Below are 15,836 nucleotides of genomic sequence, written 5' to 3'. Positions count from 1 at the left end.
AATAAGTTGCTTTTATTGACTTCAAAAGCCTTAACCGCCTTGAATCTCCCTTTACAATATGTTATCCTTTACATATCATTTAAAATTTGAGGGGTATTTAATTTATGAATCCAGTCGATCAATGGATAACCATTAACGCCAAGTATTTCCCAACAGAACAAGTTCAGTACATCCGTCAACGTCTTGAAGCACTTCCTGAGCAACAACTTTCAATGCTTTACTCAATCAGCTTCCAAGATCCAACAATGTTGTTGATTATTTCACTTCTAGGTGGGACTCTTGGAATTGACCGCTTTTTGTTAGGACAAATTGGTCTCGGTGTTGGTAAACTTTTGACGTGTGGTGGCTGTGGTATCTGGTCAATTGTTGACTTATTCCTCATCATGGATGCTACTCGCCAATCAAACGCTCAAAAACTCTTTGCAGTTATTGGCTAATGAAAAACTATTTTACACGCTTGTGGGCCTACCACCAGCGTTTTTTTAGATTATATCTCTTAGTTTTAGTGGCAGTTTATGGAGTCTACCTTTTGCATCTTCCAACACCACTCAGTTTAATCCTAAGACCATTTGGCCTTAAAGCTTGGAGCACAGGCCTAACACGCGCTAGTGTTAGACTCTTACACCTAGATTGGCAAGGAGCCTGGGACTATAATCCACTGATATATCCTCTAGTGGTCTATATCCTAACCTATTTCTTTCTCTTTCCCATCTTTAGTGATAAGAAGATTATAAGGAAATAAAGTAAAGACTCCCATTGCGGTCCCCTTACACTATTGCTATAATTGTAATTATCAACATTTTTTAATCAAGATATCTGGAGGTTATACACATGAAGCAACAAGATTGGATCGATTTTTTCCAAGCAGTTAATGGTCGTAATCCAAGTATTCAAGAAATGGCTGAAGCAGCTCAGAAAGGCGAGTTTGTCCGAGAAACTCCCAAACAAACTGTCGAAGTAACAGAAACTGTCCCACAAAAAGACACTGTAGAAACTGCCGAAAATGATGTTGACAATTATGATGTTGCTGAAGAACCACTAGCTGATACCAACTTAGAGGAACTACAGGATTTACCAAATACTAGCCCCGCGTCAAGTCAGACTAATGCTACCTTCCAACATCCAAATCATAACTTTAACGAGACTTGGACGCAACACGAAAGTAAGTCTCAAACAAACCTCATCATGATAGCCATCGCTTCTATCCCAGTTATCCTCTGGGCTCTTGCAATGATACTCTTTGGAATTGCCAGTGATGAGCTTAGTGGCGGCTTGCTCACGGCTTTTCTCTCCATCATCATTTCTTTACCCTTGGTAGTACTTCAAATATTACCAGCTCTTCTAAATAAAACCGATAAAAAATGGCCAATCTTTATCCTATCCTTTCTTCTAGGATGGACATTCATCGGTTGGGTTATCTTTCTTGTTATTTCTATCAATACGAATAAGGAAGCAGAGCGCATTAGACAGCAACAAATGATGATGCAGATGTCAGGTAAACAAGGAAGTTCTGACATGTTTAACCCTTTTCACTGATTAACAATAAATAATAAAAAGAAAACCCAGAAAAAGTTTCTCGACTTTTCCTAGGTTTTTCTTTTGCTTTTTTAAACTCTTAGTAACCCATCATTCCTGGATCCATAGCTGGTGCTGCTGGAGTTTCTGGTTCAGGTTTATTGGCAACGACTGCTTCAGTTGTCAAGATAAGACTAGCTACAGAAGCAGCATTTTGGAGGGCAGAACGTGTGACCTTAACAGGGTCGATAATTCCTGCTTCAACCATATCTACCCATTCACCGTTAGCAGCGTTAAAGCCTGTACCAACTGGGCTGTTCTTCAATTTATCGATGATAACTGAACCTTCATAACCAGCGTTATAAGCAATTTGACGAACTGGTTCTTCCAAGGCACGGAGGACAATGTTACGTCCTGTAGCGTCGTCACCTTCAAGATCAAGTTCAGCAACCTTAGCAATGACGTTAACAAGGGCTGTACCACCACCTGCTACGATACCTTCTTCAACAGCGGCACGAGTAGCGTTAAGGGCATCTTCGATACGAAGTTTCATTTCTTTAAGGGCTGTTTCAGTGGCCGCACCAACCTTAACAACTGCAACCCCACCTGACAATTTAGCCAAACGTTCTTGAAGTTTTTCACGGTCAAATTCAGATGTTGTTGTTTCCAATTGAGACTTGATGAGGTTAACACGGTTAGCAATCGCTTCTGTGCTTCCTGCACCTTCAACGATAACTGTGCTATCTTTATCCACAGTTACTTTCGAAGCTTGACCAAGTGCTGCCATAGTTGCATCCTTAAGTTCAAGACCAAGATCTTCAGTAATGACAGTTGCTCCTGTCAATACGGCAATGTCTTCCAACATGGCTTTACGACGGTCACCAAAGCCAGGTGCCTTAACAGCAACGACATTGAAAGTTCCACGAATCTTGTTAAGAACAAGTGTAGGAAGAGCTTCACCATCCACATCATCAGCAATGATCAAGAGTGGACGGCTTGTCTTAAGCACTTCTTCCAAGAGTGGAAGGACATCCTGAATATTTGAAATTTTCTTGTCAGTCACAAGGATAAATGGATTTTCAAGGTCAGCGACCATTTTTTCATTATCAGTAACCATGTACTGAGAAAGATAACCACGGTCAAACTGCATACCTTCAACCACTTCGAGTTCAGTCTCCATACCACGAGACTCTTCAATAGTGATAACACCGTCATTACCAACGCGTTCCATAGCTTCTGAAATGTATTCACCAACTTTTTCAGAACGTGATGAAACCGCTGCGACTTGGGCAATGGCTTCCTTATTAGCAACTGGTTGTGCAATAGCTTTAAGCTCTTCAACCGCTGTAGCTACAGCTGCTTCAATCCCACGACGGATACCGATTGGATTAGCACCAGCCGTTACATTTTTAAGACCTTCACGGACGATAGCCTGTGTCAAAACAGTGGCTGTAGTTGTTCCGTCACCTGCAATATCGTTCGTTTTTGAAGCCACTTCGCTGACAAGCTTAGCACCCATATTTTCAAAGTGATCTTCGAGTTCAATTTCTTTAGCAATTGTCACACCATCATTAGTGATAAGAGGTGAGCCAAAAGCTTTTTCCAAAACCACGTTACGACCTTTAGGACCAAGCGTTACCTTAACTGTATCAGCCAAAGTATCAACACCACGGACCATTGCTGCGCGTGCATCTGATGAAAATTTAATATCTTTTGCCATAGTTACTCCTTCTTTATCTTACTTTATATCTGATTAGCATAGACCTAAGCTAGGACTGCTAAAATATCTGCTTCACGGATAATTGAAACGGAATCATCTCCGTCTTTAACATTGACACCTGCACCATTTTCAACAAGAACTTTATCGCCTGCTGCAACACTAAGTGCAATCAATTCACCAGTAAGAGTACGGATTCCTTCACCTACTGCCAAAACCTCAGCAGTCTTTGTAGCTTCATGACTAGCTCCTGCCAATACAAAGCCACTAGCTGTTTTTTCTTCTGTTTCTTCAAAATGGACAACGATACGATCGCCCAATGGTTTCAATGCCATACCAATTACCTCCAAATGTTATTTGTTATTAGTAACGTGTGAAACGTTATTTTTAGCACTCATAAACTATGAGTGCTAATCCATATATTTATTTTAGCACTTGGTCAAAAATAGTCAAGAAAAAACTACCCAAAATCTGAACTTTGGATAGTTTCTTTTTTTGTTTATTAACCGAGCACCAAGGCATCGTCATTGAGGACTTGTCCACTATTTTTGTGGAAGAGGTCCATAAGTTCTGCAACAGTGAGGTTTTTCTTTTCCTCACCTCGCACATCGACGACGATTTTTCCGTGATAGAGCATGACTAGACGGTTCCCATATTCGATAGCATGTTCCATATTATGGGTAATCATAAGGGTTGTCAATTCTTGTTCTTCAACGATCTTACGTGTCAAATTCATGACCATATCACTTGTCTTAGGATCTAGGGCTGCTGTATGTTCATCCAAAAGCAAGATTTTTGGACGCACCAAGGTTGCCATAGCAAGTGTCAAGGCCTGACGTTGTCCACCTGACAAGAAATTAGCATCAGTCTTCATACGATTCTCAAGACCAAGACCAAGATCTACCAAGGCTTCCTTGAAGACTTGACGTTCGCTTTCAGTGATAGACTTTTTAAAAAAGCTACGTTTCTTACCACGACGATAGGCAATCGCCATATTTTCTTCGATAGAAAGGTTTGTCGCTGTCCCCATTCGAGGATCTTGGAAAACACGACTAATGTCTTTAGAGCGCTCATCTACAGATGCTTTCTTAATAGATTGCCCCTCCAACAAGATATCCCCCTCATCAATACTAAGAACACCAGCAATTGAATTCATCAAGGTTGATTTACCAGCACCATTTCCCCCAATGACAGAGATAAAATCTCCCTGCTCAATGTCGAGATCCAAACCACGAAGGACGTGATTTTCATTGACTGTGCCTTTTTCAAAGGTTTTGTGAATCTGTTGTAAACTAAGTAAAGCCATTACTTGTCACCTCCTGGAGTCAAGGATTTATTAGGTCTGATTTTCAATTTTTGTCGTACTTCTGGCACATAAAGGATGATTGCAAGCAAGATGGCTGAAGCCAATTTCAACATTTGAGCATCAACATTCATGGCAAGGATAATAACCAAGACCAAACGGTAGAGAACAGCACCTACGACAATTGACCAGAGGCGTTTGCCAAGTGGTAGATACTTGACGATAACTTCAGCCAAGATAATTGCAGCCAAGCCATTTACGATTGTACCAGTACCCATATTCATATCCGCATAGCCATTGTTTTGAGCTAGGAGGGCACCTGATAGGGCAATCAAACCATTGGAAATCATGTAGCCAAGAATCTTCATACGGTCAACCTTGATACCATTGGCTTCACCCATGGCAAGGTTATCACCTGTCGCACGAAGGGCCAGACCAACCTGCGTATTAAGGAGGACAACCAACATAAACACTACCAGACTAACAAAAATCAGTCCTAATAGAATCACACCATTCAGCTTAGACAAACCAAGCCCCGTCACCATAGTTACTAGCGTATTATGTCCTGATAGAGAGACATTGGCACTTCCAAGAACCAAAAGGTTAACGGAATAGAGCCCCGTTAAGGTAATAATCCCTGTTAAAAGTGCTGGTATCTTCATTTTCGTATGCATAAAGCCAGACACAGCTCCAGCAAGCATACCAGCCACAAAACCACCTAAAGTCGCAAAGATTGGGTTGATTCCACGGATAATCATGATAGTTGTCGTAGCAGCACCAAGTGGGAAAGCCCCTTCAGCTGTCAAATCAGCAAGGTCCAAAATACGGAATGTAATGAAGACCCCAATAGCCATAATAGCCCAGAGAAGTCCCTGAGAAATGGCTGTTAGCACCACATTTGAAAATCCTTTTTTAGATGACTTATTAACCTTAAGCTTAATGACACCCTTATCTTTTTTAGCAATTGGTTTGTCATCTTGTGTTGATGCCTTAGATTCCTCGTCACTAATACTAGAAACATCAATGCCAAGTTCTTTAGCCATGTCATGGTTAACCACAACATTTAGGGTTTTAGGATACTCGGCATCGACATCCTTGACCTTCTCACCTCGGAGAACACGGCCTGCCAACTTACCTGTTTGACGTCCAAGCGCTTCATAGTTAGTTCCATAAGTGAACAGGACACCTTTTTCTACACTACCAGCGTCACTACCAACAACTGGAACCTTAGTCTCTTTAGAAAGATCTACCAAGGTATTAATAGCACTAACAATGGTATTGTCAGTTGGGATGAAGATGACTTCGGTCTGACTCATCAAGCTCTTGGCTGTATCTTGGATATCATTGGTTGATGAAATTCCTTTGATAACCGTTTCAATACCAGCTTCCTTGAAGTATTTCTTGGCTTCTTCAACCTGAACTTCTGAGTTACGCTCGCTGGTCGTGTACATAATCCCAACTTTTTTAGTGTTTGGAAGGACCTTTTTCAACAACTCGACTTGTTTGTTGATTGGTGACATGTCGCTTGTCCCTGTCACATTTCCTCCAACATTGTCCATAGACTTAACCAATTTAGCTGAAACTGGATCTGTAACAGCTGTAAAGAGAATTGGCTTGTCCTTTGTCAAACTACTCAAAGACTGGGCTGCTGGGGTTGCGATAGCTAACATGACATCATTATCTTCAATAAGCGACTGAGAAATCGTCTGCAAGTTAGACTGATCTCCTTGTGCATTCTGATAATCGATTTTGATGTTCTTACCGTCGACATAACCTTCCTCTTTGAGTTCTTCAATGAACCCTTTACGTGTCGCTGACAAGGAAGGATGTTCCACATATTGGAGCACACCGACGTGAACCAAATCTTTATTAGAAGCATTGGAACATGCTACCAAGAGGACAGCTGTAATAACAGCCATCATACTGACCAAGAATTTCTTCATCTTGTATACCTCTATTTTTTATTCTATCTATTTCCAATTTTCTGTCATCTTTTTTCCGAGATGATAGAGTCAAAAGAAAATTAAAAATAGACCACGGTATGAAAAAAACCAGTTAGGACAGGCCCAACTGGTTTTATGCATCTTGACTAGCACAGGCTAGCTTATGTCACCGGTTAGACCTATTCATCTAATCGGCTAATCCATCACAAAATGCTTTAGCTTCATAGATACAAACTGACTGACGCTTGTATCCTGAAACACAAACGTCCTATCTAAAGAAACTAAAGTAATAAAAAGCTTTAAGATTTCCCAAATGGGTCGCTTTGTTAAGCATGTGATGCCTCCGTAGTTATGATAGTCTTAAGTTTACACTATTTAGACAATTCTGTCAAATTGGAATTTACTCTCTTTTCTCTCAATTTATCATTGTCACTACAAAAGAAAAATCTCTTCTTGCTCCTGCAAGAAAAGATTTTTTATATTAAGCATTTTGTTCGGTTGTTAAGATAGCAAGTGTTTCAATCAAGTTATCGGCATTAACTTCAATAGTATCACCAGTTGCCTTGATTTTAACTTCGACAACACCTTCGCTGGCTTTTTTACCAACTGTCACACGAATTGGAAGTCCGATAAGGTCACTGTCAGAGAATTTAGAACCAACACGCTCATTACGATCATCTGTCAAGACATCATAGCCTTCAGCCATAAGAGCAGCTTCTAAACGTTCTGTCAAAGCATTGGCTTCCTCATCCTTAGTGTTAACTGTAATCAAGTGAACATCATACGGAGCCAATTCTTTAGGGAAGTTAATTCCCCATGCATAGCGGTACTGACCTTTTGGTGTCTTGTTAACAAAGAGACGTGCATGTTGTTCGATTACAGCTGACAAGATACGGCTAACACCGATACCGTAACATCCCATGATAATTGGAACAGCACGGCCATTTTCATCAAGAACGTTAGCACCCATACTTTCAGAGTAACGTGTCCCAAGTTTAAAGATATGACCAATCTCGATACCACGCGCAAACTGAAGGACACCTTGACCATCTGGTGAAATTTCACCCTCTTTAACTTCACGAATATCCACGTATTCTGCCTTGAAGTCGCGCTCTGGGTTAACCCCTGTCAAGTGGTAACCATCTTCATTAGCTCCAACGACCGCATTAGCCACATCTTGAACCTTACGGTCCGCAACGATACGAACATTTTCAGGAAGGTTAACTGGACCAAGAGAACCGAAGTTAGCGCCAAAGACTTGACGTGCTTCATCTTCTGTAGCTGGTTCAAGGAAATCAGCAGCAAGGTAGTTTTTCAACTTCACATCGTTAACCTGATCATTACCGACAAGAAGAGCCACCACTGGTTCATCATCAGCAATGAAAAGCAAAGTCTTGACGGTTTGTTCTTCTGGAACATTCAAGAAAGCAGCAACTTCATCAATTGACTTGCAATCTGGTGTTTCAACACGAGTCACTTCTTCTTGAGTCACAACCTTAGTCGCTGGTGTGTAGGCATTTGTTGCCATCTCAAGGTTAGCTGCATAGCTTGACTCTGTAGAGTAGGCAATTGTGTCTTCACCAGATACCAACCATGATGTCAATTCTTTCTTGATTTCTTCCATGACATCTTCTGGAATCTCATCCAATGAAGCAATTGACTTGTCAAGAACTACCCAACGGTTGAGATCTGTACGCTCAGGAGTAACCGCCATGAATTCTTGAGAATCCTTACCACCCATGGCACCACCATCACCGATGATACCCTTAAATTCAAGGCCAGCACGTGTAAAGATAGCCTCATAAGCTTTACGGTAGTCTTCATAAGTGACATCCAAATCTTCATAGTTTTGGTGGAAACTATAAGCATCCTTCATGATAAATTCACGTGTACGAAGAAGACCGTTACGAGGACGTTTTTCATCACGGTATTTTGATTGGATTTGGTAGAGATTAAGTGGCAATTGTTTGTATGATTTAACCGCATCACGAACCAAGGCTGTAAACGTTTCTTCGTGAGTTGGACCGAGGATAAAGTCAGATTTATCACGGTTTTTAAGTTTATAAAGGTCTTCACCGTAAGTTTCATAACGGCCTGACTCACGCCACAAATCTGCTGTCAAAAGCGCTGGCGCCAACATTTCAACCGCACCAATTTTTTCAAACTCCTCACGCATGATGGTTTTGAATTTCTCGATAGCACGATTTGCCAATGGCATATAAGCATAAATACCAGCAGAAACCTGACGCACGTAACCCGCACGTACCATAAGGGCATGACTGATAACTTGAGCATCACTTGGCATTTCACGAAGTGTTGGAATCAACATTTTACTTTGTTTCATCATTTACATACTAAGGAGGCTGGCCCTTGGCTCAAGTCCCTTAGACTTCCTTTCGTTTCTTTGTTTCTAATTAAAAGAAAGCACGCATAATATCATTCCAAGTAACTGCAATCATAAGAACAACCATGATAGCAACACCTGCAAGTGTAATATAGCTTTCAATTTCTTGATTAAGTGGTTTACGACGAATGGCTTCAATAATATTCATAACAATTTTTCCACCGTCAAGGGCTGGAATTGGGATAAGATTGAAAATTCCCAAGTTAATTGAGAGCATCCCCATAAGGTTAAGAATGGAAATCAAGCCATTTTCTGAAGCCTGGGCAGACATCTGGAACATAGCAACCGGTCCACCAAGTTTATTCAAACTAAAGTTGGTGATAAGCCCCTTAAGTGCTACGAGAATTTTGAAGGCCCCTTCCCAAGCCATTTGGAAACCACCAAAAATCTTATCTTTAAGACTTGTTTTTAAAGCAGGAGAAACACCCAAAAAATAGCTACCTTGGTTCTCCTGAGGTTTAACAGAGATTGTTTCTTCCTGACCGTTACTTCTCTTAACTGTCACAGAAAGGCTGTCACCTTTGGAGAATTTTTGGGTATTCTCTGTCAATGCTTCCTTCAAGCTGTCCCAATCAGTAACCTTGTCCTTATTGATAGCCTCGATAGCATCACCATTTTTCAAGCCTGCCACCTGAGCAGCGCCTCCATCGGCTACCTGAATACGGTTGGTCGATGTATCTTGAACACCACCCTGAACAAAGGCTAAGATAATAAAGACAAGCACCCCAAGAATGAAGTTATTCATAGGACCAGCAAAGTTGGTAATTAAACGTCCCCAAATGCTTGCATTTTGATATTGGACATCCTTAGGAGCGATACGAAGTTCTGTACCATCCTCCTCAACGATAGTGGCATCATGATCAACCTCATAGGTCTTGGTCTCATCTAGGACTAGACCTGTAATGGTTAACTTATCCTCCAAATCATAGGCAGTGACGTTCATAGGTAAAGCCGTCTGATCAATCTGGCGATCCGAAAGGTTGATACGTCTTACCTTACCATCTGATCCAATCGTTAGACTGGCAGGGCTACCTGTTTTAATCTCAGTTGTATCTTCACCCCAACCAGCCATACGGACATAACCACCTAAAGGGAGGATACGGATAGTATAAACGGTACCATCCTTACCAGTGTGTGCAAAAATTTTCGGTCCCATACCAATGGCAAATTCACGAACCAAAATCCCTGAGCGTTTGGCGAAAAAGAAATGACCAAACTCATGGAAGACGACAATCACACAGAAAATCAGTAAAAAGGTAATAATAGCTTTCATCTAGACACCTCCACTCTTAAAAAAGTCCTAGGAAGTGCATGATTGGGAAAACGAAGATCCAGCTATCGCAACGGTCCAAAACACCACCGTGTCCAGGAATGAGATTGCCTGAGTCTTTAACGCCAAAGTGACGTTTAATAGCTGATTCAACCAAATCACCAAATTGACCAAAGATACTAAAGAGAATCGTACAGATAAGCAACCAGAAGAAGTTATGAGGGGCATAAACGCCGTGGTTAATCAAACCAAAGATAAGAGCCACAATGATTGCGGATAAGATACCACCGACACTACCCTCAATAGTCTTATTTGGTGATACTTTTGGCAATAGCTTATTCTGACCAAATTGACGACCAAAAAGGTAAGCTCCAATATCTGTTGCCCAAATAATAAAAAGGGCAAAGAGAACTTTTTCCCAACTATCCAAACGTGCCGCAATGAGATTTTGGAAACCAAAACCAACATAAAAGGCAGATGCGATTGGATAAGCTGCATCATCAAAAGAATAATGGTCGCTATTAAGGACAGTCCCCGCTAGAATCAAAAATGAAATAACAGCGAAACCTGTCACACTAGCATTTGTTGGAAGACTGATAAAATACTGATCAATCGGCACAGCCAAGATAAAAGCTGCCACCATTGATAAAATACCCTCGATAGAGAAAATCTCCAAGTGCTTCATGCGAAGCATCTCAGACACTGCAACCATGGCCATGGCTCCAACCAAAAGTTGGAAAGGAAGACCACCGATAAAGAGCAATGGGAGGAAAATGGCTGCTGCCACACCCCCACCAATTAAACGTTCTTGCATGAGAGGTCCTTTCTAGACACCACCGAAGCGACGGTGACGTTTATTGTAGTCAGAGATGGCTTGACGTAGCCCTTGTTGGTCAAAGTCTGGCCAGAAAACATCTGTGAAGTAAAACTCACTATAGGCAGATTGCCAAGGCAAGAAATTACTAAGACGAAGCTCGCCACTCGTACGGATAATCAAATCTGGATCACGGTAGAGGTAAGGCAATTTATCTGTCATCAAATGCTTAGCAATGAGATCTTCATCAATAGCTTCAGGACTGAGTTTGCCTGCTTCAACCTCTTTAGCAATCGCTTGAACTGCAGATACAATCTCCGCACGACCACCATAGTTCAGTGCAAAGTTGAGAACCAAACCGGAATTATGTTTTGTCTGCTCAACTGCCTTTTCAAGAGCATCTAAGGTTTCCTTAGGCAGACGACTGTTATCTCCGATTGTCAAAATACGAACATTGTTTTTGTCTAATTCTGGTACATACTTGTTAAAAAATTCAACTGGTAAATTCATGATGAATTTCACTTCATCTTGTGGGCGTGACCAGTTTTCAGTTGAGAAGGCATATACTGTCAATACCTTAACTCCAAGTTGTGACGCTTCGATAGTTACCTTTTGCAAGGCGTCCATCCCAGCCTTATGCCCCATCACACGTGGTTGTAGACGTTTTTTAGCCCAACGACCATTTCCATCCATAATAATACCGATATGGTTGGGAATATTGTCTAGAACCTCTTGATGAGATTTTTTTCTAAATTTAAACATGGAATATCCTCTAAATATAGTTTACCCTTTATTTTACCACATTTTCAGGGGTTCTGAACAGATTTTAATACCGATAAGATTAGAAAACGCAAAAAGACCAGGATTTAACCTAGTCTCAAATACACATCTTACTTTTCATCAGCAGATTCAATTGCTGAATCTTCTTCGATAATTGTCTTTTCAGTTGTTTCTGCTGTTTCTGTAGTTGGTGCTGGTGTGATTACTTTCATGATTGAACGACTCAAATCAAAGGTCAAGAAGACACCTTCTGCATCCAAAACGATACGGTTATTCTCTTTGTCAATCTCATCAACAATAGCAATCAAACCACCGATTGTTTCAACCTCAGCACCCTTCGCAAGGCCTGCAAAACGATCTTCCTGTGCCTTTGCTTGGCGACGACGGCTGAAAGCTACATAAGCAACAATTGCGACCACATAAATGGCCAAAACTAGCATCATATTCATATTTCGTATTCCTCCAATAATTCACTTGGCTACTACTATATCAGATTAAGTCAGGACAAGCAAGACAAATCCTTAGACAGACCACATAAAAACACTTTCCTTATGACGGAAAGTGCTGAATGAGACTACATATCTGCTACGTTGTGATATACCTTTTGAACATCATCGTCTGCTTCAAGCGCATCAATAAGTCCTTCGAAAACTTCAAGGTCTTCACCTTCAAGAGTAACCTCAGTTTGTGGAATCATTTCAAGTTCAGTCACTTGGAACTCTTCTTGTCCGTTAGCACGGAGAGCTTCCAAAGCTTTGTGAAGATCTGTTGGCTCAGTATAAACAGTGATAGTACCATCTTCTGCTTCTACATCTTCAACTTCTACATCTGCTTCAAGCAATTGTTCAAAGATTGCGTCTGCATCTTCGCCTGCAAAAACGATAACACCTTTTTTATCAAACATGTATGAAACAGAACCTGAAGCACCCATGTTACCACCATTTTTACCAAAGGCAGTACGTACGTTAGCAGCTGTACGGTTAACGTTTGAAGTCAAAGTATCTACGATAATCATAGAACCATTTGGTCCAAAACCTTCATAACGTCCTTCAACGAAAGTTTCATCAGTGTTACCTTTAGCCTTATCAATGGCCTTATCAATAACGTGTTTTGGCACTTGCGCTTGTTTAGCACGCTCCAAAACAAATTTCAAAGCTGAGTTTGATTCTGGATCTGGTTCACCTTGTTTAGCAGCTACATAGATCTCAACACCAAACTTAGCGTAAACCTTAGAGTTTGCACCATCTTTAGCAGTTTTCTTAGCAACGATATTAGCCCATTTACGTCCCATGGGATTCACCTCTTCTAAGAGATTTGTATCTCTGATTTGTTTTTTCTTTTTTGAAAATAGCAAAGCTTGCTAAATTCACAATCCCTTACATTATAGCACTTTGACTGCCGTTAGTAAAATTGAAATAAATCCTAAGCATCTATCATATGAAACATTTACTCAGTCCCCTCTCCCAAACGAATAATCTTATCAAAATATGGTTCATTTTCCTTTATAAGATGGTGGGTAACCGTGATATAAGTGATATTAGGATCACTTAATAATAGGTGCTCAATACGAGTAGCATTATTATGGTCAAGATTTGCAGTAGCTTCATCAAAAATCACAACAGAACATCCTTTTAAAAATGCTCTTATCAGGCCTATTCTTTGTTTTTGGCCCTCCGAAAAGCTACCGTCACTTACTTGCTCATCTATACGACTTAAGAAAGATAAAAGATTAACTCTTTCAAGAACTTCCTTGATGTGCGTATCAGTAATAGCTTCATTCCAAAGGGTTAGATTGTTCCTCAAGGTATCATTATAGATATGAGTTTGACTCCCAACATAGGCACATTCAGACACGATTGAGTTCTCATCAATCTCTTTTGACTCCAATTTTCCAAACAAGATTTTTCCCTCGTAATCTTTAAGATTGCCTAGGAATATATTAAGCAGGGTTGACTTCCCACTACCTGAGCATCCAGTAATAGCATACTTGCCTCCTTTTTTAAAGGTTTGGGTGAATCCCTCAAAAATAGCCTTATCTCCAAAATGATAACTTACATTCTCAAAACGAACATCCTGAATAGTCGCTATGCAAGTCTTTGGACCCTCTGGAAAATCGTGAAATTTTTTTAAGATCGGATCGACAGACTTAATGGTCACTTGCAGCTGATTAATGGTGGATAGAGAGTTAAAAATATTACCTGATATCTGTCCTACTGATGCAATGGTTCCAACAGTAATATTTCCAAAAATGATTAACAAGCCAGTTAGAAGAAGTATCAACATCTGGGCGATAACTGAAAATAAAGCCATCAGCGTCTCAGTGCTAGTCTTTCTTTTTGTAAAAATAATTTTTTGTACAATATATTTCTCAACAATGGACCTCACTTGTCTAAGAAATATCTGTTTACGACTAGCGTAATAAACATCCGCATATCCATATAACTGATCGCTTATTCCAGAAACAAGCTCCTCATTCGCTTTGGAAAATATCTCCATTGATTTCTGCATTTTATTGGTAAATGGTTTGGGAAGATAGGTCAGACACAAAGTTAAAAAAATGGCTAGCAGAACAATCCTTACATCATAACTTAATAAGGCGATAATTGAAAATAAAGTGGTGAATACTGTTGAACAAAGAGTATAAATACTTGAAAAACCATTTGATTCAATCAATTGGATATCATTATTTAATACTGAGAGATGCTCTCCAATATCACTCTTTCTGAATTCACTAAAAGAATGGTGAATAATTTTACTAAGATAAGACTGACGAATAGACAAAGTCATTTTTTGGATTAATTTTGTTTGATGTACAGCAATAATATAATTCAAAACTAAATAAATAACGTAAAGTCCCACCTCTAGACCTAATAGAGCTAAAAACGATTGGATTCGCTTCGATACCAGCTGATTCGTCATTAAAGCTAAGGTTACCGAGGCACTCACAAAAATAGCAGAATTCAGTGCTAACAATAAGATATGAACTAAATTGTCATACTTGTATTTAAGAATATAGGTTCTCATAGATTTCCTCACAATCTAAATCACCTTGGTATATAATCAGTTGGATAAATTGAAGACATTGGAATACCATATATCCATTGAAAATTAAAAACCATAGTGATATCGTACTATGGTCTTAGTTTATTCTATTTTTTAACTCACTCTATAAAATTGTCATATAGTAGAATTTAACAACTCTTGATACTCTAATTCCTTAGTAAGCAATAACTTTTCCGCACCTAAAGTCCTAAGAGTTTCTAAACACCCCTCAATTAGATTTCTCCCTTCAGCAACTTCGCCCGACTTTATCAAGTAAGACCCCATCACAAATATCAACTCATGTCTTTCATATAAGAGGACCTCAGGAATTCCACTATCATTGACTAAATCTAAATAGTATTTCGCTGAATCTAGTTCATCACGTCGTAAAAATTCATAAGCTGCATTAATAAGAAGACTAATTCGGATTCTTTGATTTGAGTCGCTATTTCCAAAAAGTCTAGTTCTATACACAATCTCCTTGGTCAAAACATTAAGTGTCTGGGTGGAAATAAACGACATACTATTTCCTAATATGATTAACTCTCTTTTTCCCCATTGTTCAATGCTAAAAAGATAGTCTGTTAATTCCCTTACCTTATTTTCATCAACCTCTTTATTTGAAACACTTGCCAAAAAAGATTCTAGCATAATACTGTTATAGAGAAATGATTTGTCTTGTGTGAGCTCAAATTTACGACGCTCTTCTCCAGCGTACTTCTGTAACGATAAACTATCGTTTTGATAATAAGCCTTACTAGCACTTTCTAATAACTTTTCAGTATGAGTTGGATTATCTTGAGATAAAATACCATAGAACTCTTCAATACTGACATCCAATTTATCTAACAAAAGAAAAAATCTAGATAATGAGATATCAGATTCCCCACGTTCAAATTTTGATAGGAAAGATACTGATAAATAATCACTAGCAAGTTCTTTCAATGTCAAATTCTTTGATAAACGAATTTTTTTCAACAAAGCACCCATTTCCACAGGTCCAATCATGGTTCATCCTCCTATACTTGAACTAATTATAGCAACAATC

At 39.7% G+C, this 15,836-nt stretch carries 15 protein-coding genes; 3 read left to right on the top strand and 12 right to left on the bottom strand.

The window, feature by feature from the left end; all coding sequences use genetic code 11:
* The first annotated feature begins 104 nt into the window (after nt 1-104).
* The 3 genes from HMPREF2607_RS01605 (at nt 105) to HMPREF2607_RS01600 (ending at nt 1,536) form a co-directional block, all read left to right on the top strand.
* Complete coding sequence (locus HMPREF2607_RS01605) at nt 105-437, top strand: TM2 domain-containing protein (protein WP_013989998.1); 333 nt, start codon at nt 105-107, stop codon at nt 435-437.
* Nucleotides 437-742, top strand: coding sequence for a DUF2752 domain-containing protein (locus HMPREF2607_RS10055; RefSeq protein WP_013989997.1), 306 nt, complete (start codon nt 437-439; stop codon nt 740-742). Before HMPREF2607_RS01605 ends, HMPREF2607_RS10055 begins: the two co-directional genes overlap by 1 nt.
* 89 nt (nt 743-831) lie before the next feature.
* Nucleotides 832-1,536 (top strand): superinfection immunity protein, encoded by a 705-nt coding sequence (locus HMPREF2607_RS01600; RefSeq protein WP_070475489.1) that lies wholly within the window; start codon nt 832-834, stop codon nt 1,534-1,536.
* A gap of 79 nt (nt 1,537-1,615) precedes the next feature.
* Here HMPREF2607_RS01600 and groL read toward each other — a convergent pair whose 3' ends face one another.
* The 12 genes from groL to HMPREF2607_RS01540 all read right to left on the bottom strand — a co-directional run bounded on the left by groL (nt 1,616) and on the right by HMPREF2607_RS01540 (nt 15,796).
* On the bottom strand, nt 1,616-3,235 hold the full coding sequence (gene groL / locus HMPREF2607_RS01595) for a chaperonin GroEL (protein ID WP_014633644.1): 1,620 nt from the start codon (nt 3,233-3,235) through the stop codon (nt 1,616-1,618).
* Between the two features lie 44 nt (nt 3,236-3,279).
* A complete protein-coding gene (groES, locus tag HMPREF2607_RS01590; protein WP_060775843.1) occupies nt 3,280-3,567 on the bottom strand; it encodes a co-chaperone GroES in 288 nt (95 codons plus the stop codon).
* Nucleotides 3,568-3,734: 167 nt separating this feature from the next.
* Entirely contained in the window at nt 3,735-4,538 is an 804-nt protein-coding gene (locus HMPREF2607_RS01585; RefSeq protein WP_002883592.1) for an ABC transporter ATP-binding protein, read from the bottom strand.
* Nucleotides 4,538-6,478 (bottom strand): ABC transporter substrate binding protein, encoded by a 1,941-nt coding sequence (locus HMPREF2607_RS01580; RefSeq protein ID WP_038675218.1) that lies wholly within the window; start codon nt 6,476-6,478, stop codon nt 4,538-4,540. Before HMPREF2607_RS01580 ends, HMPREF2607_RS01585 begins: the two co-directional genes overlap by 1 nt.
* Before the next feature lie 481 nt (nt 6,479-6,959).
* Complete coding sequence (locus HMPREF2607_RS01575; RefSeq protein WP_148130141.1) at nt 6,960-8,822, bottom strand: proline--tRNA ligase; 1,863 nt, start codon at nt 8,820-8,822, stop codon at nt 6,960-6,962.
* A gap of 70 nt (nt 8,823-8,892) precedes the next feature.
* Entirely contained in the window at nt 8,893-10,155 is a 1,263-nt protein-coding gene (locus HMPREF2607_RS01570; RefSeq protein ID WP_014633828.1) for a M50 family metallopeptidase, read from the bottom strand.
* Nucleotides 10,156-10,171: 16 nt separating this feature from the next.
* A complete protein-coding gene (locus tag HMPREF2607_RS01565) occupies nt 10,172-10,966 on the bottom strand; it encodes a phosphatidate cytidylyltransferase (RefSeq protein WP_037610707.1) in 795 nt (264 codons plus the stop codon).
* A gap of 12 nt (nt 10,967-10,978) precedes the next feature.
* On the bottom strand, nt 10,979-11,728 hold the full coding sequence (locus tag HMPREF2607_RS01560) for an isoprenyl transferase (RefSeq protein WP_002886457.1): 750 nt from the start codon (nt 11,726-11,728) through the stop codon (nt 10,979-10,981).
* A 128-nt stretch (nt 11,729-11,856) separates the two neighbouring features.
* Nucleotides 11,857-12,195, bottom strand: a complete 339-nt coding sequence (locus tag HMPREF2607_RS01555; RefSeq protein WP_038675213.1) for a preprotein translocase subunit YajC — start codon at nt 12,193-12,195, stop codon at nt 11,857-11,859.
* Between the two features lie 125 nt (nt 12,196-12,320).
* Nucleotides 12,321-13,037, bottom strand: coding sequence for a YebC/PmpR family DNA-binding transcriptional regulator (locus tag HMPREF2607_RS01550; RefSeq protein ID WP_002883635.1), 717 nt, complete (start codon nt 13,035-13,037; stop codon nt 12,321-12,323).
* 155 nt (nt 13,038-13,192) lie between these two features.
* On the bottom strand, nt 13,193-14,770 hold the full coding sequence (locus HMPREF2607_RS01545) for an ATP-binding cassette domain-containing protein (RefSeq protein WP_070475487.1): 1,578 nt from the start codon (nt 14,768-14,770) through the stop codon (nt 13,193-13,195).
* A gap of 153 nt (nt 14,771-14,923) precedes the next feature.
* The gene (locus HMPREF2607_RS01540; protein WP_070475486.1) at nt 14,924-15,796 is read right to left on the bottom strand and encodes a helix-turn-helix domain-containing protein; all 873 of its coding nucleotides are present in this window, start codon (nt 15,794-15,796) and stop codon (nt 14,924-14,926) included.
* Nucleotides 15,797-15,836 lie beyond the last annotated feature (40 nt).

The organism is Streptococcus sp. HMSC078H03 (assembly GCF_001808655.1).
Lineage (GTDB): Bacteria > Bacillota > Bacilli > Lactobacillales > Streptococcaceae > Streptococcus > Streptococcus salivarius_G.
The sequence above is the reverse complement of the archived record's forward strand: the minus strand, read 5'-3'. Positions and strand labels throughout refer to the sequence as shown.

Excerpts from the sequence above, each read along its gene's own strand:
- HMPREF2607_RS01605 (WP_013989998.1), top strand. The coding sequence starts at position 105 with ATGAATCCAGTCGATCAATGGATAACCATTAACGCCAAGTATTTCCCA.
- HMPREF2607_RS10055 (WP_013989997.1), top strand. The coding sequence starts at position 437 with ATGAAAAACTATTTTACACGCTTGTGGGCCTACCACCAGCGTTTTTTT.
- HMPREF2607_RS01600 (WP_070475489.1), top strand. The coding sequence starts at position 832 with ATGAAGCAACAAGATTGGATCGATTTTTTCCAAGCAGTTAATGGTCGT.
- groL (WP_014633644.1), bottom strand. The coding sequence starts at position 3,235 with ATGGCAAAAGATATTAAATTTTCATCAGATGCACGCGCAGCAATGGTC.
- groES (WP_060775843.1), bottom strand. The coding sequence starts at position 3,567 with ATGGCATTGAAACCATTGGGCGATCGTATCGTTGTCCATTTTGAAGAA.
- HMPREF2607_RS01585 (WP_002883592.1), bottom strand. The coding sequence starts at position 4,538 with ATGGCTTTACTTAGTTTACAACAGATTCACAAAACCTTTGAAAAAGGC.
- HMPREF2607_RS01580 (WP_038675218.1), bottom strand. The coding sequence starts at position 6,478 with ATGAAGAAATTCTTGGTCAGTATGATGGCTGTTATTACAGCTGTCCTC.
- HMPREF2607_RS01575 (WP_148130141.1), bottom strand. The coding sequence starts at position 8,822 with ATGAAACAAAGTAAAATGTTGATTCCAACACTTCGTGAAATGCCAAGT.
- HMPREF2607_RS01570 (WP_014633828.1), bottom strand. The coding sequence starts at position 10,155 with ATGAAAGCTATTATTACCTTTTTACTGATTTTCTGTGTGATTGTCGTC.
- HMPREF2607_RS01565 (WP_037610707.1), bottom strand. The coding sequence starts at position 10,966 with ATGCAAGAACGTTTAATTGGTGGGGGTGTGGCAGCAGCCATTTTCCTC.
- HMPREF2607_RS01560 (WP_002886457.1), bottom strand. The coding sequence starts at position 11,728 with ATGTTTAAATTTAGAAAAAAATCTCATCAAGAGGTTCTAGACAATATT.
- HMPREF2607_RS01555 (WP_038675213.1), bottom strand. The coding sequence starts at position 12,195 with ATGAATATGATGCTAGTTTTGGCCATTTATGTGGTCGCAATTGTTGCT.
- HMPREF2607_RS01550 (WP_002883635.1), bottom strand. The coding sequence starts at position 13,037 with ATGGGACGTAAATGGGCTAATATCGTTGCTAAGAAAACTGCTAAAGAT.
- HMPREF2607_RS01545 (WP_070475487.1), bottom strand. The coding sequence starts at position 14,770 with ATGAGAACCTATATTCTTAAATACAAGTATGACAATTTAGTTCATATC.
- HMPREF2607_RS01540 (WP_070475486.1), bottom strand. The coding sequence starts at position 15,796 with ATGATTGGACCTGTGGAAATGGGTGCTTTGTTGAAAAAAATTCGTTTA.